The organism is Pseudomonas sp. LB3P31 (assembly GCF_054897945.1).
Genome location: NZ_CM142710.1, coordinates 1561236 through 1578896, shown reverse-complemented (window position 1 = coordinate 1578896; position 17661 = coordinate 1561236). Strand labels below are relative to the sequence as shown.

The 17661-nt window shown below is 51.3% G+C and carries 13 protein-coding genes and 1 pseudogene; 7 read left to right on the top strand and 7 right to left on the bottom strand.

Annotated features, from left to right (window positions below):
* Window positions 1-8 precede the first annotated feature (8 nt).
* Complete coding sequence (locus ACYZTK_RS07080; protein ID WP_462013779.1) at window positions 9-3074, bottom strand: family 78 glycoside hydrolase catalytic domain; 3066 nt, start codon at window positions 3072-3074, stop codon at window positions 9-11.
* Window positions 3075-4529: 1455 nt separating this feature from the next.
* On the opposite strand from ACYZTK_RS07080, the gene ACYZTK_RS07075 reads away from it, so the two are divergent.
* Window positions 4530-5606 carry an EpsG family protein gene (locus ACYZTK_RS07075; protein ID WP_462013778.1) on the top strand — a complete coding sequence of 359 codons (1077 nt, stop codon included), beginning with the start codon at window positions 4530-4532 and terminating at the stop codon, window positions 5604-5606.
* A gap of 350 nt (window positions 5607-5956) precedes the next feature.
* Here the strand turns inward: ACYZTK_RS07075 and ACYZTK_RS07070 are convergent, their stop codons facing one another.
* Window positions 5957-6628 carry an aspartyl/asparaginyl beta-hydroxylase domain-containing protein gene (locus ACYZTK_RS07070; protein ID WP_462013777.1) on the bottom strand — a complete coding sequence of 224 codons (672 nt, stop codon included), beginning with the start codon at window positions 6626-6628 and terminating at the stop codon, window positions 5957-5959.
* 1657 nt (window positions 6629-8285) lie between these two features.
* Here ACYZTK_RS07070 and ACYZTK_RS07065 point away from each other — a divergent pair.
* Together ACYZTK_RS07065 and ACYZTK_RS07060 are read left to right on the top strand one after the other, a co-directional pair.
* Window positions 8286-9320, top strand: coding sequence for an MraY family glycosyltransferase (locus tag ACYZTK_RS07065; protein ID WP_462013776.1), 1035 nt, complete (start codon window positions 8286-8288; stop codon window positions 9318-9320).
* Between the two features lie 32 nt (window positions 9321-9352).
* A pseudogene (locus tag ACYZTK_RS07060) lies at window positions 9353-9734 on the top strand (polysaccharide biosynthesis protein); the annotation flags it as partial.
* A 306-nt stretch (window positions 9735-10040) separates the two neighbouring features.
* On the opposite strand, the gene ACYZTK_RS07055 reads toward ACYZTK_RS07060, so the two are convergent.
* Window positions 10041-10472, bottom strand: coding sequence for a MaoC family dehydratase (locus ACYZTK_RS07055; RefSeq protein ID WP_462013775.1), 432 nt, complete (start codon window positions 10470-10472; stop codon window positions 10041-10043).
* Window positions 10472-11134 carry an acetyltransferase gene (locus tag ACYZTK_RS07050; RefSeq protein ID WP_462013774.1) on the bottom strand — a complete coding sequence of 221 codons (663 nt, stop codon included), beginning with the start codon at window positions 11132-11134 and terminating at the stop codon, window positions 10472-10474. The genes ACYZTK_RS07055 and ACYZTK_RS07050 overlap by 1 nt, the downstream gene beginning before the upstream one ends.
* 303 nt (window positions 11135-11437) lie before the next feature.
* On the opposite strand from ACYZTK_RS07050, the gene ACYZTK_RS07045 reads away from it, so the two are divergent.
* The 3 genes from ACYZTK_RS07045 to fabF all read left to right on the top strand — a co-directional run bounded on the left by ACYZTK_RS07045 (window position 11438) and on the right by fabF (window position 14078).
* Window positions 11438-11773, top strand: coding sequence for a ComEA family DNA-binding protein (locus tag ACYZTK_RS07045; RefSeq protein ID WP_462013773.1), 336 nt, complete (start codon window positions 11438-11440; stop codon window positions 11771-11773).
* Window positions 11774-11986: 213 nt separating this feature from the next.
* Entirely contained in the window at window positions 11987-12781 is a 795-nt protein-coding gene (locus tag ACYZTK_RS07040; protein WP_462013772.1) for an SDR family NAD(P)-dependent oxidoreductase, read from the top strand.
* Between the two features lie 22 nt (window positions 12782-12803).
* Window positions 12804-14078: a beta-ketoacyl-ACP synthase II gene (gene fabF, locus ACYZTK_RS07035; RefSeq protein WP_462013771.1), complete on the top strand. Its 1275-nt coding sequence runs from the start codon at window positions 12804-12806 to the stop codon at window positions 14076-14078.
* On the opposite strand, the gene ACYZTK_RS07030 is transcribed toward fabF, so the two are convergent.
* Window positions 14075-14632 (bottom strand): TetR/AcrR family transcriptional regulator, encoded by a 558-nt coding sequence (locus tag ACYZTK_RS07030; protein WP_462013770.1) that lies wholly within the window; start codon window positions 14630-14632, stop codon window positions 14075-14077. The genes fabF and ACYZTK_RS07030 overlap by 4 nt on opposite strands.
* Window positions 14633-14836: 204 nt before the next feature.
* Here ACYZTK_RS07030 and ACYZTK_RS07025 point away from each other — a divergent pair, with 204 nt between their 5' ends.
* Entirely contained in the window at window positions 14837-15688 is an 852-nt protein-coding gene (locus ACYZTK_RS07025; RefSeq protein ID WP_462013769.1) for an urea carboxylase-associated family protein, read from the top strand.
* Window positions 15689-15752: 64 nt separating this feature from the next.
* Here the strand turns inward: ACYZTK_RS07025 and ACYZTK_RS07020 are convergent, their stop codons facing one another.
* The gene (locus ACYZTK_RS07020) at window positions 15753-15920 is read right to left on the bottom strand and encodes a DUF2897 family protein (RefSeq protein ID WP_462013768.1); all 168 of its coding nucleotides are present in this window, start codon (window positions 15918-15920) and stop codon (window positions 15753-15755) included.
* Between the two features lie 220 nt (window positions 15921-16140).
* On the bottom strand, window positions 16141-17505 hold the full coding sequence (gene eat, locus ACYZTK_RS07015) for an ethanolamine permease (RefSeq protein WP_462013767.1): 1365 nt from the start codon (window positions 17503-17505) through the stop codon (window positions 16141-16143).
* Between the last annotated feature and the right edge of the window lie 156 nt (window positions 17506-17661).

Sequence of the window (17661 nt, the reverse complement as noted above, 5' to 3'; positions counted from 1 at the left end):
CTGGTTACTCAATGCATGGTAAAATGGTAGTCTCCGGAACCCGCCTCATAGACCGAATATCCCGGCTCAGTACGGACGAAGTTTGCGCCGTCGCTTTGAACGGTTCCTCCTTTGTTTGGTACCCAGATTTCCGCGCTTGTGTTCACCGGGACACTGACAAAAAGCCTCCCGTGATCACTTCTTTTCCAGCGCACGGCAATCGTCCCGAAACCCGACTCATAACGGACATTGGCTGAACGCAACTCGCCCCCTGGGACAGGTTTGACAATAAAACGTCGAAAGCCGGGCGCAGTGGGACGTATACCGGCAATGTTCTGGTACATCCATTCTCCAATCGACCCGTAGGCGTAGTGGTTGAATGAGTTCATTGCCTTGTCTTGAAAGCTGCCATCTGGCCGAATTCCGTCCCAACGTTCCCACATCGTGGTAGCACCTTTGCTTATCTGATAACCCCACGATGGATAGCTATTTTGAAGCAGCAGGCGGTACGCCACGTCGGCATGCCCTGCTTCCGATAGTGCGGGTAGCAGACGAGGTGTACCGAGGAAACCGGTAGACAGATGCCAGTCCCTGTCCTTGATCAATTGAACCAATCGATCTGCAGCAGACTTCCGTGATTCCGCCGGCAAGAGATCCATCGTCAGCGCTAGTGCGTAGGCCGTTTGCGTGTCAGACTTCAATCTGCCGTCTGCAAGGACAAACTCACGATTAAATGCATTTCGAATATTCGCATAAAGATCTGCATAACGACGAGAATCCTTGTTAAGCGCGCTGGCAACTTTTTCGAGGGTGTGAGCGCTTTCAGCGAAGAATGCTGTCGCAATCAGATCTTTCGACGTCTCATCATCTACGTTCATCCAGTCACCGTACCCGTTACTGGGACGAACATAGTCCGTACTGTTATTTTTGAGATACGAAAGCCAACTGTCCATTGCTTTGTAGTTTTGCTCGAGTATACGCAGGTCTCCATATCGCTCATACAAGGTCCATGGTACTGATATACCGGCGTCACCCCAACCTGCGTCAGCGTTTTTTATTCCCTGAAGAGTAGGTGCAATATCGGCAAAAGCTCCGCTAGTCGATTGAGTATCACGCAAATCAGTCAGCCATTTTTCCAGAAAGGATAACGTGTGCATATTGTATGCGGCTGTGCCAACAAATGCTCCGAGGTCCCCCGTCCACCCTAAGCGCTCATCTCGTGCAGGTGTGTCCATTGGAACCGAAAGAAAGTTCCCACGCTGACTCCATACGACGTTCCGTTGCAATTGATTCAGCATCGGCACACTCGTATCAAAGGAGAAAGTCAATGGCATTGCTGTGCGCAGCACACGACCGACTATTTCAGGCTGAGACGTTGCTCCGCCAACTTCGACATATCGGAAGCCATGAAACGTAAATGTAGGTTCAAATTTCTCCTTCCCCTTCCCGTTCATGATGTACTGGTCTGTTGACTTCGCAGTGCGAAGGTTTTCCGTATACAAGGTACCGTCGGTATTTAAAACCTCACTGTACCGAAGCGTAATAACTTGCCCAGCCTTCCCGCGGCCGCGGAATCTTACGACACCCACCATGTTTTGACCCATATCGTAAATGTAGGTGCCGGGCTTGGTTTGCGTAACCTTTACAGGCTTTATCTCATGATCGACGCGAATCGGAGGGTCGACCTGCGCCACCAGGGAGGCTGCCGAATTTGGACCTACCAGGACCTGTTTCCAGTTTTCGTCATCGTAGTTCGGTAAATTCCAGCCTGGTGTCGTCAATCGGGCATCGTAATTCTCGCCCATTATCAGATCGGAGTTAACAATTGGCCCAAGTGAGCTCTTCCAACTGTTATCTGTCACGATTTTTTCGCTGCTACCGTCCGTATATTGCAATTCGAGTTGCGCGAGCAGGTAAGGCAATTGGCCGTACTGGTTTGGACCCAATGATCCAACATGCCCGGCGTACCAACCGGGACCCAGATCGACTCCGATAGCATTCCGGCCCGCGTGGACCAAGTTTGTCACGTCGTAGGTTTGATATTGAACTCTCTTTCGATAGTCGGTCCAGCCAGGTGCGAAATAATCAGTGCTTACAAATTTTCCATTTATCTGAGCTCGATAAAGCCCGAGGGCAGTGATATACAACCTGGCTTGTTTAACTTCCTTACGGGCATCAAAATCTCGGCGCAGTTGAGATGTCAGCCCATCAGGTTCTCGCGAACCACTGATTTCCCATTTTGTCTTGCGGTCTCCTGCAATTTCAATTGCATTAGCATAGGCTTCTCCAAACGCATAAGTGCTGTCTGGATAGGTGTACCAACCCGCGTCGCCTACTAATTCAGATTGTTCGAGATAAAATTTCCCAGGTGGAAGGGGGTTGTCGAGCTTCAGGGTTGCCCATTCATTATCCGTGTGGTTGACAATGCGGCGCTTGACCACTACTTCACCTTGGGGACCGTTTTTTCTTAGCACGAGAGTAAAGCTGGTATTTTTGGTCTTGAAGGTCGAGACCTCTGCGCTTACTGACGCGATTGAATGATCGGTAGTAAAACTCTGGCCTTGACTTTCCCCTGGCTTGAGTTGGGACGCAGTCGCGGGAAGTTGAGATTTTATGAGATCCGGGGGTACGGGTAACAGGCCACCACGGCTGATCCATTGTGCCTTCCAATCGGTAGCGGTCAACAGCCCCATTTCCCACCACGAGGGTTCGCTCCACTTAGATGGCTGGCCCTGAGCGTCCCAGATGCGAACTGTCCAAGAGTACTTCGTCCGTGAATTCAGTGGGGGGCCGGCATACGGAACAAACTGCGACTGCTCGTCGGCGATCTTGCCACTGTCCCACACATCTGCGTCACTTAGTTTCTCCGGGCTTGATGCAACTCGGATTTGATAGAAGGTCTGTTTCTGGTTACGCTCTTTCGACGTAATAACCCAACTGAATCTTGGGGTCGGCGTGTCAACACCAAGCGAAGTTTTGGCATTTTCGATAGAAATCCGTTCGACTTTCACAGACTGTGTGGCGCTCAAAGAAATACTACAAAACCACAGAGTGGTTGCGAGTAGTGAGACGGAAACAAGTATTCTATTTTTCATTTGCTAAAAAGTTATCTCGACCGCCGACCTGATTGATGCGCCTGGTACCAGACGCGCTGTGGAATGCGAGGAATGGCCTTTGAGTACATTGAGGTTTTCCAGAACCGCAAGTGCTTGAGTTCGACCAGAGGCTCCCGCTCCCCCTGTCAGTTGCTCATTGGCTGGCGCCTTGGGCAACAGAGCAGAGAAAAGAGTAGCACGACCGTCGCCCGTTGGCGGGCGAAAACCCGTTCGGGCTCAAGTGGGCCAAACGAGGCGGCCTTGAGGCAGGCATGTACTACTGATCGATCACATATGGACTTAGCTTGTAGTAGGTTGGTGAATTTCGACAATAGATGTATCCATATGTCCTGGGTAACTCGCCCGCAATCTTCAAAGTGCTCATTCAACAGGAGTTATGGTCGACCAACCCGGACACTGGATTTAGTCTTTCCTCGGCAACAGCGAAGGCAACCCGTCGTTCAATTGAGGCAGCTCTTTCCTGCGAAAGGTGGCATGAAAAGCTGATTAATGTCGAGCGGTGCCCGGCCGGTAGCGTTCCGTTTTATGATTGCGAGAGAAGCGTTCCATTGGCTCACTGTCGTGGCAGTACCCTCTTCGACTCATGCTCTGGTTGAAGCAGAGCGCCACCGTCGATGGAAGCTAAATTCGACCGGCAAATTGACTGACCCCTGGCCTGGGTGAAAGAGTGCGTACCGAGGACGGTTCTGCCCATCCAATTTTGCGTGGATGCCATCAACGCGCTGATCCCTAGTCATGACAGGGTTCAACATGTGAGTCCTGTACCTTTTGGGAAAAAGAAACTAAATCGGGTCATTGCGAGCCGAGCTCAAGCAGTTGGTTGCCGCCGATAGCATCAGGCGCATTGAAGACGGTCCCTCCATCTGACAGAAACCGCTCGCCCAGCTTCCGTTAGGACAGGGACCTGAATGTGGAGAAGCGGTCTGATCGTCAATTTTGTGATAGTCATGCTGAACGACCTGCGACACAATGTCCTCCGAGCTCGGGTTACCGAGCCCAAACCATACTCGGTCCGACCATTCAAGCTTACGGCAAGAGAGGTAGTTGCGTGGAGCTACACAAACAACCTATGCCAGGCGAGCACAAATCCATACCATGGTCACTGCTACCCGGTCCGGTTAGTAAAGCAGCTCATATTTTAAATAAACAGACACGAAGAAGAAAAAATGTAGATGAAAATCTTAGTTACAGGTGGAGCTGCTTTTAATGGTTCTGTGGTCACTCGTCATGTCAGTGTGGCACTAGTGACCGCGTGGTCTCTCTTGGAAAAAGACCTATACCGGCAAGAGAGAATTATGGGCTCCAGTCAATAACAAATTGCTGAATTTTTATATTTGTTTTTATTTGTTGACTTTTTATTATCAGGTTTAAGGTGGGGCAAGTGAAGTGATTGCATATTTTTCAATTAGCTTGACGTTGTGGATTCTGTTTTTGATGTCTATAAGCTTGGGGCGGGATAGTCGAGCTTTAGATTTTTTTGCGTTGTTGCTGTTTGTTTTATTTGCGGGTCTCAGGTTTGAAACTGGTAATGATTGGCTTATTTACAAGCAGGATTACGAACTGATTCAAGTTTCTGATTTTTTCGCATATGCTAAAGCGTCTACATTTGAGCCGCTATATTTGGCCGCTACATTCGTGAGCAGCCAGATTGTAAGCTTTCAAGTTTTTTTGTTTTTAGTATCTGTCTTTAACGGCTTTGTTCTTCAAAGGTTTTGTAGGTTTTTTGGTGCTGGATTCTCTGGCGTTGGAGCTATTTGTTTTTGTTGGACGTACTTGGCAACAAATATGGCGACATTAAGGTTTTCGCTGTCGACTTCAATGGTGCTGCTTGCGGTGTTATTTTGGCTTGAAAGGCATAGGTTTAAATCTATATTTATCAGTTTTTTGTCTGTTGGTTTTCATACTTTTTCGGTTGTATTTGTGCCTTTATTGCTGTTGTCCGAAGTTAAGTTAAAGGCGGGCCTAGCTTTTCTAACTTTGTCGGCTGGCGTTCTCTTTGGTTTGAGCTTTAATTATCTAGTGGGTTCGGGGCTGTTTTCTTACATTCCTTTCTCTGAGAAGTTGTTGTTGTATACTGAAAATCAATCTCCGATGTCCATCGGTTCGTTGTTATATGTGGTGTTAAATGGTTTTTTTATGATTTGCTTATTTAGGGATAGAATTGAGTCAGAATTGTTGAATCTGGTAAGGTGGAGCACACTTATACTGCTTTCCCTTCAGGTTGGTATGTGGTTTTTACCCGTCTTTTGGAATAGATATCAGGTTATCACCGTTGCAATTCAGGCGGTTTATGTTTCATTCAAGTTTGTAAAGCGTGGGTTTATGTTGGAAACCTTTATTCTAATGGTTATATCGTTAGCGGTTTTGGCGAAAAACTTTCTGGATCCTGCTTTTATCGCATATGTGCCTTATCAGAATGTGATCTCCCAAACTTTGAGTGCTACTAAGGGGGATGGAGAGCAACGATTTAATGAGGCTCTCGATGCTCATATAGAAAGAAATATAAAATGATTGTGCAAAAGTGGCAAAGGAGTTTAAGTTTTTTATTAAGAGGGAGGGGGTTATGAGTTGCATTTGTATTTCATAATTATATGACAGAATTGGCTAGTTATTTGAATCAGGATTGAGGTCGTCACGGAATTCATCGAAACGATCGTAATTTTGTTCAGCCGACAACTCTCTGATGCCGGAGGGACGGCTAGGTTTGAGCACTGAGAGCAAGTTTTGATGAGTTGTGTGGGGTGCTTGCTGGAATTAAGGTCGTTGAAAAAATCCGACCCTATTTGCATCGAGGCGGATCATTCGATCAGAAATGATCCGTATTGATTAAGTCATGTGGTACAGCAAGCAGGTGGCGCTGTTTACTCTACCTTCTGTTTTCCAAGAAATTTCCATTTTACAAACTTCTTAAGCATCCTCATCTGTGCCATAAAGTACTTCGGGTCTTTCCAGATATTTATGCCAACGGATTTTAGTAAGTTTATACCAAGGATGGCAAAGAAATAAACGTCGTGAAGCTTTCCGCGAATGTTTTTTTCCGGGAGTTTGGTTTTTACAGATTCATTGATGTTGCATTCAATGACGATGTGAACTCTCGTTTGGCTGCTCTCATTTCTTACTTCGTGCAAGTAAGATGTGTCAAGCGCCCACAGTTCATCATGAGACATCATCACTCGTTTTTTTGAAACGTTGAAAAAAACTTTGTCATTGGTAATGATCGGAACGTGGAAGCGTATCCTCGCGTTGCTCGACGCTCCGGTTAGATCGCGGTGGGCATGTAGCACGGCTCCGGGAGACAAGTAATAAAATACGCAAACTCCACTCTGATCTGCACCAAGAAAATCATATATTTTTTGCATGAAGGTATGAGTTTTCGGGTCTAGATCTATTTTATGCCATTGTATGCCTGCGTACTTTCCTTCAGCGTGTACATTCGCTTTGTTTATTTCCAATTCTTGGGCGATTTTTTGAATTTCTAACAGTTTTTCTTCGCCAAAGAAATTTTTCGCTATAAGGAAACTTCCGGAATTCATGCTCTGTCCTTTCCGCGTTCTACATGTAAGTGGTTGTTACGTTTGCGAATGTATGTTGATGTTTTCTAAGCTTAGTTTACTTGCAGGTGGCTTGCAGATCTTGTGTTGTGAACAGTAAAATCCTGCTTTCCATCGGAAGTAACCTAAGGCTACTGAATTATTGCCATAATGCAAGCCATTGTGCTATACGGTTCATCATCCCGGCACGACTGCCCTCGTAATGATCGGTGATGCATTGCCTCAACCTCCAATGACATTTTCCTATCAACCTCTGGACGTGACCCGTTCCACTCATATCTCTGGGGCGATAGTGCCTGGCTCCCAGGCGTAAGGCCGCTTACGGGTACCAGATGTCCTCTGTCGAGTGGGTCTGAGCAACGCGCTCGAGGAATAGTTCGCGAATTCCTGCTTTGCATCATGCTGGTACTGACTCATTCGGCTTCACCATGATGCGACCTCCCCACGAGTTGCTGAGTGAGCGTGCTAAACCGCGCGGGACGCGCATCAAAGCAGGCAATACCGTTATGCAGGTCCCAGTCAGTTAAGGGTCAGTCGGCAAACGTCAAGATTTCTGAGTGGTCTGTTGCCGTTGGATCGATTTCCTATGGACGCTACCTCATGCTTTTGATTGAGCATGGATGTTGGTCTGCCTGAAGACAAATGATATGTTCGAGAAAATAGTTTTTGATATGAACCCGCTGAGTAGGCCGTGGCCTATCCAGTTTCGGGTACAAACTACGTGCTGACTAGGTCAACGGCAGCGCTTTGCGGATAGCGAAGGCCACAGGGGATTTTCTGGCACTATGGGCTACTCCGGAGTTGGTCATTGCACTGCTGTTCTGCATGGAGCATAGTGCCTGTCAGTCCAGATATTGGCGGTATTGATGGTGCCACGCCTTGGAGGAGCGCACTCGCCGGTATGGAAATTTTTATACATGCCCTCGCTCGAGCTCATGTAATCAATGAAACAGAAGTTGACCCCTTGGCGGTTTACATAAAGATCAACGTATAGGGGACTTTGAATCTCGCACACCAAGCAGCTTGTGCGGGTGTCCGGCGCTTCATTTAGGTCAATGGAGAGAGTACTGATTACGGTATTGCCTACACATCCAGGGGATGTACCAGCCCCTGCGGAGCCATACGTTCCGAGAAGGAAGCCGAAGCGCAGTTGCGTGAACGTCTGTCGAGTCAAGATGGATGTCGTGCTTATTAGGTCCGTACTGGTGTATGGACCTAGAGTCAAGCCTAACATTTGGAGTATTCTGCACTGCTTGGATAAAGGCAATTCGCTGCATTTCGGGGCGATTGATACTCGCAGTTTTGTCGCTTTGGAGGATCTAGTGGATTTGATTTTCACATGTAGTGGTCACCCAACGGCTGCTAACCAAACAGTCCTGGTCAGCGATGGTGAAGATATTCCCACAACCGAATTGCTACGCAAGGCAGCGTTTGCCCCTGACAGGGAGGCTCGTCTTGCGCCAATTCCTTCCTTCCTTCCTTCCTTTGTTGTTCGTGGAGTCGAAGGGGTGCTGGGTCGGGAGGTTTTCAAGCCGATTATGTGGCTCTCTACATGTAGACATATACGAAACGCGCTACTTGCTGGGATAGTCGCCGTTAATCTCTGCTCAGCGAAATATGTTCGGGAAAGAAAAAAACTATGATGTATTGGTGGTTAATTCCTGTGGTTACGAGTTGTTCTCTAATATTAACAGCTGTATTTCGAACGTACGCCTTGGCTCGAAGCATTGTGGATGTTCCCAACGCTCGCAGTTCTCATTTAATATCTACCCCGCGGGGTGGCGGCGTTGCTATTGTAATCACATTTTTGTTGGTTCTTTCGTTTCTCTCCCCGACTCAGCTGGTGGATTTTCCACTATTAATCGCCATCGGTGGCGCCGGGGGGTTGGTTGCTGTTGTAGGTTTTATGGATGATTACCGTCATGTCGCTGTAGCTTGGCGACTATCAGCGCATTTTTGCGCGGCCGCCTGGTCATTATTCTGGCTGGGAGGTTTTCCTCCCATCAATGTCTTCGGATTCGTTGTGGATTTGGGGTGGCCGGGGCTGATTCTGGGGGCGTTCTATCTCGTTTGGATGCTCAATCTTTACAATTTCATGGATGGAATTGATGGAATTGCCAGTATTGAGGCGATTTCGGTATGTTCGGGTGCATGCCTCCTGTATTGGCTAATGGGGTTCGAGAACCTAATTTGGGTTCCCGGCATATTAGCTTCGGCGGTTGGAGGGTTTCTGTTCTGGAATTTTCCCAAGGCCCACATTTTCATGGGGGACGCAGGAAGCGGTTTCCTGGGGGTCGTATTTGGTATCATCTCCATTCAGGCTGCATGGATTGCTCCGCAGTTTTGGTGGGCTTGGCTTATTTTGTTAGGAGTGTTTGTTGTCGACGCAACCTTCACGTTAATTCGTCGCTTGGTCTGCGGTGACAAGATTTACCAAGCCCATCGTAGTCATGTCTATCAAATTGCATCGCGCAGGTATGGAAAGCATGTACCAGTCTCTCTCGCTGTTGGAATTATCAATATTGTCTGGCTACTGCCCATTGCGCTTTGCGTAGCTTACTTTCGATTAGAAGGTGTACTGGCGCTTATAGTCGCCTACACACCTCTTCTGATATTGGCAATAAAATTTCACTCGGACGAAAAATCGGAAAACAACCAGTCCCTTGAAAACTGATTTATCTGGCAGTAATTGGTGCAGTCGCAGAGTTTGTCTTCGACGCGGGGGAGTCCGTCAAAATTGTTGAACTTGCTAAAAAGATGATCTCTTTATCGTTTTATCGTTTTATCGTTTTATCATTTGTTAGAAAAAAGCCAGCACGGTTATATTTCTATCGAGCTCGCTGAGTTGTGTCTTGGTAACAAGCTCGACGAAGAGTTGTTGCTCGGCGACAACGTCAGCGATACTTAGCATCCAATGATCAACGGTGCAAACGAGGATCATCGGGCATGGGATGTGATCAAAGTGAAGTTGGCAGAGTTGCTTGAGGCCTTGGGGCCGGACGATTGTTCACGTATCAGGAAAATCCTTCGCGATACCGTTAGCGGTTATACACCCGATGAAGATATTGTTGACTGGATCTACCAATAGCGGCGACTCGAACCCTGATTTGTAATTGAGCAATAGACTCCCGATTCCAGGGGGGCATGTGCGTGCGGTATCACTATGGTCAGGAATAGAGTTATGTTAGTAACGAATATATTAGGTATGTATGGCACGTATTATATTAATCAGGCCAGCCAAACGGTTGTTGAACTCGATAGTAGCTTTCAGGTTATATCTTCCAAAAAAATTGTCAGAAAGTTCCGCCAAGCTGGTGTTGGTTAGCGTTGCCTGGTCTTTATAAAAGTGTAGAAGCGATATTTGAAATAGACACCCCGCGTTCGCGGGGTGTTATCATTTAATTGGAATGAAGATTTCTGCAGAGCCAGTAATTACCTTTTTTCCTTTGACCCTGCAAGTCGTTTCAAAGAATACGCGTCTTTTCTCTTGGTCAACCCTCGTTACAATAACTTCTGCCGTCACGGTGTCATCTATATAAACGGGTCTTAAAAAGTTAAGGTTTTGTGATACGTATACACAGCCAGGGCCGGGAATCCTCATTCCGAATATTGCGGAAAAAAAGCCGGCAGACATTAAACCATGTGCAATTCGTTTTCCAAATCGGGATCCAGCAGCATATTCGCTGTCAACGTGTACCGGGTTATGGTCGCCACTGATCCCGGCGTAGGCCTTGATGTCAGCATCTGTTATCGTCTGGGAATAGCTAGCTTTCATCCCTACTTCTATTTCATTGATGGGAACCGAAGCTAAAGTGAAGTCTGCCATTAGCTGCCGAGCCCCTTGCGGAGTGGTTTTGCTGGGTTCCCTACCATTACGGCTCCGGCGGGGACACTCTTGGTCACAACCGCCCCCATACCAACCACCGCGCCTTCGCCTATCACTATGGGCTTTTCTGGCGTGCCTTGTTTAATTATGGCTCCTGTGCCTATGTATGCGTGGTCTTCAATGATTACGTTACCGTTGCACTTTACCCCAGGTGCGAAAGTTACGAAATCGCCAATTACACAGTCGTGGGCAACGTAGGAATAGATATTGGCGTGGAAAAATCTACCAATTTTAGCGTTCGAGGTAACTGTGGTGAATGGGCACAAAATTACGCCGTCATCGATTGTGTTTTCGTCGAGGACTACACTATAGATTGAGGTTATCGCAAAGGGTTTTATACCGCTAGAGATCATATCTGTAGCTATTTCTTCACGAACTTTACTGTTGCCGATAGCGATGTTGAAAAATTTATCTACAGCGGGAGTCGCTTTAAACTCCTCTGTGGTCATAACTTCAATGCCATTAACATTGGTTACGTTTGAGCCGTCATCGACAAATACAATTCGGCATTTGTCACTGGGCGCAGTGCGAATGAGCTCACGAGCAAGCGGCAGCACTTCACGACCAAAACCTCCGGCCCCAATAATTGCGTAAATAATCATGTATTCTCCTATTTTGATAGCTTACAACTGACGGCCCGCTTTCAGAACCCTGCAAATATACACGAACCGGATCATGATGGTCTCTCGGGACGAGGGAATCGCTGAATCTTGTCGTTCGGTATCGGTGGCTCTGGAGGGAATCGGGTATTAAAAACGCAATCTCCATTTTTGGTTCATTAGAACACTCGCGATTGTTTCACATCCCGCAACAGACACATTTTTGACAGCTTCCGTACATCGCCTAAATTTGGGAGGCAGCTTCGGAAAAGCTGCTTTCTTAATCGATCACATGGAGCTTCAACTATGCGTACTGGCTACCTTTCCTCCCTGGTTTTTGCCCTGCTCACCAGCATCTCCCTCAATACCAATGCTGCTCCGGCACCTAAGGCCGAGACTAGCGCCACCCCCGCGATTCAGGAGGTATCCTCCAAGCCACAGGCCGTAAAAGTCGATCTGAACAAAGCAGATGCGACGACTCTTCAGCGCGACCTGGTCGGGGTAGGCGAAGCAAAGGCACAAGAGATTGTTGCGTATCGTGATATGAATGGCCCTTTCGCTGCGGTGGACGAATTGCTGGAGGTCAAGGGCATCGGGAAGGCAATTCTGGATAAGAACCGCGAGAGGCTGGTGGTGAACTAAGCTAATAAGTCCCCATTGAAGGCCGGTCGTTGACCGGCCTTTTTGCATCTGGTCACTGGGAGAAATTGTCTCCTTCCGCCCGTCTGCTTATTTAAGATTGCGGCTATCATACTAACATAAAATTATGCCTATAATAAAATGCCGGGCCACATAAAAACGTTCGTCGTGGGCCTCTCCCTAGTCACTCTTGAATCCCTCCACAGGAGCAAACCGATGACATCTCCCCAACCCCAAGGAAAAGCCCTAATCACCGGAGCCTCTTCCGGCATCGGTGCCATCTACGCCGAGCGCCTAGCCGCCCGTGGCTTCGATCTGCTGTTGGTTGCCCGCGACCTGGAACGCCTCGAAGCCGCGGCCACCAAGCTACGCGATGCCCACGGCATTCAGGTCGAAGTCCTTAAGGCGGATCTCACGCAAAAAGACGACGTCTTAAAACTCGAACAGCGCCTGCGCAGCGACTCCAGCATCACCCTTCTGCTAAACAATGCCGGCGTCGCAGCGGATGGCCTGCTCGCCAATTCCGACCTGGACCAGCTAGAGCGCCTCATCCAGCTCAACATCACGACCGTCACCCGCCTGGCTTCAGCGGCAGCCGCCGGTTTCGCCAAGGCAGGCCGCGGCACGATCATCAACATCGCCTCCGTCGTCGCGCTGTTCCCCGAGCGCTTCAACGCGACCTACAGCGCCAGCAAGGCTTATGTGTTAAGTCTGACCCAGTCCCTTAACGCTGAATTAGATGGTACCGGCGTCAAGGTCCAAGCCGTATTGCCAGGCGTAACCCGCACTGAAATCTGGGAACGTTCCGGTATCGACGCATCGCAGATTCCTACGGATATGGTGATGGAAGCGGGGGAGATGGTCGACGCGGCGCTGTCCGGGTTGGACCAGGGCGAACTCATCACCATCCCTTCGTTGCCGAATGCGGCCGATTGGGATGCCTTTGTAGCGGCGCGTCATGTGATGGCGCCGAATTTGTCCAAGAGCAAAGCTGCCGCACGTTACAAGTGAGGCGACTTGAGGTGTTTGCGGTATGAATGATCGTCGAGTTGTTGTGACAGGAATGGGGCTGGTGTCGCCTTTGGGCACTGGCGTCGAAGCGGTATGGGCGCGTCTGTTGGCAGGGCGTTCGGGACTGCGCAATTTGCCGGAAGGTGTGGTTGCCGATTTGCCGACCCGGGTCGGTGGTGTGGTGCCGTTGCTGGCGGATGATGCCGAGGCGGGGTTCGATCCGGATCGCGCGACGCCGCCCAAGGAGCAGAAGAAGATGGACCGCTTTATCGTGTTCGCGATGGAAGCGGCGCGTCAGGCGCTGGAGCAGGCGGGGTGGCAGGCGTTGGATGCCACTGCGCAGGAGCGCACGGCAACCATTATTGGCTCGGGTGTTGGTGGTTTCGGCGCGATTGCCGATGCGGTTCGCACCACTGACAGTCGCGGTCCTCGGCGGTTATCGCCGTTCACCATTCCGTCGTTCCTGGTCAATCTTGCTGCAGGTCATGTGTCGATTCAGCATGGCTTCAAGGGGCCCTTGGGTGCTCCGGTGACAGCGTGTGCGGCCGGGGTGCAGGCGATTGGTGATGCGGCGCGGCTGATTCGCAGTGGTGAGGCAGATATTGCGGTGTGTGGCGGGGCGGAGGCGGCGATTGATCGGGTGAGTCTCGCTGGTTTTGCCGCCGCGCGGGCCTTGTCGAGCGGTTATAACGATACGCCTGAACGTGCATCGCGGCCGTTCGACAGTGGCCGTGATGGTTTTGTGATGGGTGAGGGGGCGGGTCTGCTGGTAATCGAGTCCCTGGAGCATGCGTTGGCCCGTGGGGCCAAGCCGCTGGCGGAGCTGGTCGGTTATGGCACCAGCGCGGATGCTTATCACCTGACCGCCGGCCCTGAAGACGGTAGCGGTGCGCGCCGAGCGATGTCCCTGGCGTTGGCGCAAGCCGGAATTTTACCGGAGCAGGTGCAGCACCTGAATGCTCATGCGACTTCGACTCCGGTGGGGGATCTTGGGGAGCTGGCGGCGATCAAGTCTTTGTTTGGTACCGAGAACAGGATAGCTGTGACTGCGACCAAGTCCGCGACTGGGCATTTGCTCGGCGCGGCAGGCGGCATCGAGGCGATCTTCACGTTATTGGCGATTCGTGATCAGGTGGCGCCGGCGACGTTGAATTTCGATAACCCGGACCCGGCCACTGAAGGGGTGGACATCGTTCATGGAGAGGCGCGGCCGATGGCCATTGAATACGCATTGTCCAACGGCTTCGGATTCGGTGGAGTGAATGCCAGCGTGCTGTTCAAGCGCTGGCAGGATTAGTCCTGGGACTGTTTCAGGTGATCGCGTGTGACGTCGAGGATCCGCTGCGCCAGCTGTGGATTTTCGACGCTACGCGATAGTAGGAGTGCGCCGACCAGCGTCGACATGATGACGATGCTGCGAGCATCGACGTGCTCGCCTTCCAGGGTGCCTTGTACCTGTTCAAGCCGGGCATTGAGCACGGCATCGGTAGTCGGGCTTGGCTGTCCACGCAAGCCCAGTTCCGAGGACATGGTCGGCAGCGGGCAGCCCTGATGCGGCGAGGACTGGTGCCACTCGGACAGGTAGCTGTCGATGAACGCATCCAGTGGTCTTTCCTTGGCAAACAACATGGCGCAATGCGCGTCGAGTTCTGCGCCAGCAGCCTGCAAGGCTTTTTCGACCAGTTCGTCCTTGGAAGCGAAGTGTGAGTAGAAGCCGCCGTGAGTCAGTCCCAGTGCTTTCATCAGCGGTTGCAGGCCGGTTGCGCCAATGCCGTCACGTCGGAAGCGGGCGGCGGCTTCCTTGATGATGCGTTGATGGGTTTGGGCTTTGTGATCCTGCGAGTAACGCATCTGAAATCTCCACGGCAATGCGTCATCTTAACCAAGGAAGCTTAGATGGTGACTGTACTTCTATTTCTAAAAAAGCACGCAGATGCTTCGAAGCATGTGCGAAGTGTCGGTAACTTGGCATGAATAGTGATTACTCGGCTGCAGACTTGTAACCACTCTGGACCGCCAAACGTGCGCGGTTCTTCTTGATCGAGGATTCGTGCCATGTACAAAGATTACCCGGCGGCCTATCAGGTCAGTAAAGGCGCGGCTTTGCAGGTGGACACCACCTTTTACAATCGAATCCGCGAGGCCAGGGACGGTCGAACGCTGATCGAGCAGTTTGAAGTACCGATTCGCACTGGGCGTGCTTGGCATGTGCCTGCCGGGCATGTGTTTCGAGTTACCACACCAGTCGGGCCGCAAGTGGGTGATTTTAACGTCTGGAACGCCAACGATCCGCGCGAACGGCTGTGGGCGGCGCGGACTCGGCAGTTGCAAGGTGCACATGTCAGTACGCATGACCGCTTGTGGTCGAACCTGCCTTTTTTACGGCCATTGGTGACCATCACCGATGACAGCCTGGCTGGTTACGGCGTCGACGAACACGGTGGTCGTTTGCACGACTTGCTCGGCACGCGCTGTGATCCTTATGTGAACAAGATGCTCACGGGCGAAGACTTCCACCACCACTGCCACTCGAACCTGACTCGCGCAGTGTTACCCCATGGGCTGACCGAGTTTGACGTGCATGACGTGTTGAATATTTTCCAGTGCACTGGTCTCAATCATGACGATATGTATTTTATGAAAGCCTGTCCGGCGCAGAAGGGTGACTACCTGGAGTTCTTCGCGGAAATTGATCTGCTGTGCGCGTTATCTACTTGCCCGGGTGGCGATCTGTCGCTGGCGATGTGGGGGCCGGATGCGCAGGATCCACTAAGCGTGTGTCGCCCGCTTGGGGTTGAGATTTATCGTTTGGACGATGAGTTACATGAGGGCTGGAGTCAGCCGGAGCGGGCGTCCTACAACGGGATGCACGGGTTGCATATCGCCAAGGCAGATTGGGAAAAGTAGCTTAAAAAAGATCGCATCCCCCGGGTAGGAGCTGCCGAAGGCTGCGATCTTTTGATCTGTCGATTCAGCGGTCCTGCGCATCCTTCGCATCCATTTCCGCATTCCGCTCAGCGACGCGTTTACGTTGCTCTTCGGTTAGATCGACCTTGTTGGCGGTGTCACGCAACATCATCAAACCGCCGACGATCGAGCCGATTGCAACGACCAGAATCAACCAGGCATACCAGGGCATAGGGCTCTCCTTGAGGGGCAGGCCGGCAGGCGGATTTCGCCGGCCGATCGTGCATACCACTTTGAGCGATTTATATTCGCAGTGGTTCCATTGTATGCCTGTTATGGCCGGTACATATCCCGTAGGAGCTGCCGCAGGCTGCGATCTTTTGATCTTAAGTGCCTGTGACGATGCCAAGATCAAAAGATCGCAGCCTTCGGCAGCTCCTACAGGGGTTGCGTTAGAGCCCGGTTAGCATCGCGTCGGCAGGCGCATCGGCGCGCAGTTGCGCGGTCAGCATGAAGTACACGAACCCAACCGCCATGAAGCCCAAGAAGATCATCCCGATCAAGGTGTTGAACCACGCCATCGCCACCAGGCACACCACCGCCAGCAACAGCGCAATCATCGGCACCAACGGATAGCACGGCGCGCGGAATGTGCGCTCAAGGTTGGGCTCGGTTTTGCGTAGTTTGAACAGGCTGAGCATGCTCATGATGTACATCACGATAGCGCCGAACACCGCCATGGTGATCATCGCGGCCGTCAGCGTCATGCCGCCGAGGTTGATCAGGCCGTCGCTGTAGATCGCCGCGATGCCGATCACGCCGCCGGCGATGATGGCGCGGTGGGGTGTCTGGAAGCGCGACAGTTTCGCCAGGGATTTTGGCAGGTATCCGGCTCGTGCCAGGGCGAAGAATTGCCGCGAGTAACCAAGGATGATCCCGTGGAAACTCGCCACCAGGCCGAACAGGCCAATCCACACCAGCATGTGCAGCCAGCCGGAGCTTTCGCCGACTACGGTTTTCATGGCCTGGGGCAGCGGATCGTTGATGTTGGACAAGGTGCGCCAGTCGCCCACGCCGCCGGCGAAGAACATCACGCCCATCGCCAGCACCACCAGGGTCAGGATGCCGCTGATGTAAGCTTTGGGAATCGTGCGTTTGGGGTCCTTGGCTTCTTCGGCAGCCATCGCGGCGCCTTCAATCGCGAGAAAAAACCAGATGGCGAAAGGGATTGCCGCGAACATGCCGGCGATGGCTGGGGCGCCGAAGACATCGGAACCTGCCCAGCCATTGAGTGCGAAGTTGCTGAAGCTGAAAGCGGGCGCGACGACTCCCATGAACACCAGCAATTCGGCGACCGCCAGTACGCAGACGACCAGTTCAAAGGTCGCGGCCAGTTTGACGCCTAAGATGTTCAGCCCCATGAATACGATGTACGCACCGACTGCGGCGTGTTTTGGATCAAGCGCGGGAAATTGCACATTCAGGTAGGCGCCAATTGCCAGGGCAATGGCCGGTGGCGCGAAGACGAATTCGATCAGCGTCGCCAGCCCGGCGATCAAACCGCCTTTTTCACCGAAAGCACGCCGGCTATAGGCAAATGGCCCACCGGCGTGGGGAATGGCGGTGGTCAGCTCGGTGAAACTGAAGATGAAGCAGGTGTACATGGTGGCGACCATGAAGGAGGTCACCAGGAAACCCAGCGTACCCGCCACGCCCCAGCCGTAGCTCCAGCCGAAGTACTCGCCGGAAATCACCAGCCCGACTGCGATGCCCCACAGGTGCAGCGTGCCGAGTGTGGGTTTGAGTTGTATGTTCATGCGCTTGCTCCCTGAACGGTTTGGAAAGCTCGGGGGAGTGCGTGTGCAGTGGGCGTGCCATTGGCGCAAAAGCGGTCGTAAAATGCCGAAAGCTGTCGTATTGGGTATGTTGGGGAGGTGTGAGTGCGCCAGTGGAGGGCATTGGGGGGCTTTTAT

Excerpts from the sequence above, each read along its gene's own strand:
- ACYZTK_RS07080 (WP_462013779.1), bottom strand. The coding sequence starts at position 3,074 with ATGAAAAATAGAATACTTGTTTCCGTCTCACTACTCGCAACCACTCTG.
- ACYZTK_RS07075 (WP_462013778.1), top strand. The coding sequence starts at position 4,530 with ATGTCTATAAGCTTGGGGCGGGATAGTCGAGCTTTAGATTTTTTTGCG.
- ACYZTK_RS07070 (WP_462013777.1), bottom strand. The coding sequence starts at position 6,628 with ATGAATTCCGGAAGTTTCCTTATAGCGAAAAATTTCTTTGGCGAAGAA.
- ACYZTK_RS07065 (WP_462013776.1), top strand. The coding sequence starts at position 8,286 with ATGATGTATTGGTGGTTAATTCCTGTGGTTACGAGTTGTTCTCTAATA.
- ACYZTK_RS07055 (WP_462013775.1), bottom strand. The coding sequence starts at position 10,472 with ATGGCAGACTTCACTTTAGCTTCGGTTCCCATCAATGAAATAGAAGTA.
- ACYZTK_RS07050 (WP_462013774.1), bottom strand. The coding sequence starts at position 11,134 with ATGATTATTTACGCAATTATTGGGGCCGGAGGTTTTGGTCGTGAAGTG.
- ACYZTK_RS07045 (WP_462013773.1), top strand. The coding sequence starts at position 11,438 with ATGCGTACTGGCTACCTTTCCTCCCTGGTTTTTGCCCTGCTCACCAGC.
- ACYZTK_RS07040 (WP_462013772.1), top strand. The coding sequence starts at position 11,987 with ATGACATCTCCCCAACCCCAAGGAAAAGCCCTAATCACCGGAGCCTCT.
- fabF (WP_462013771.1), top strand. The coding sequence starts at position 12,804 with ATGAATGATCGTCGAGTTGTTGTGACAGGAATGGGGCTGGTGTCGCCT.
- ACYZTK_RS07030 (WP_462013770.1), bottom strand. The coding sequence starts at position 14,632 with ATGCGTTACTCGCAGGATCACAAAGCCCAAACCCATCAACGCATCATC.
- ACYZTK_RS07025 (WP_462013769.1), top strand. The coding sequence starts at position 14,837 with ATGTACAAAGATTACCCGGCGGCCTATCAGGTCAGTAAAGGCGCGGCT.
- ACYZTK_RS07020 (WP_462013768.1), bottom strand. The coding sequence starts at position 15,920 with ATGCCCTGGTATGCCTGGTTGATTCTGGTCGTTGCAATCGGCTCGATC.
- eat (WP_462013767.1), bottom strand. The coding sequence starts at position 17,505 with ATGAACATACAACTCAAACCCACACTCGGCACGCTGCACCTGTGGGGC.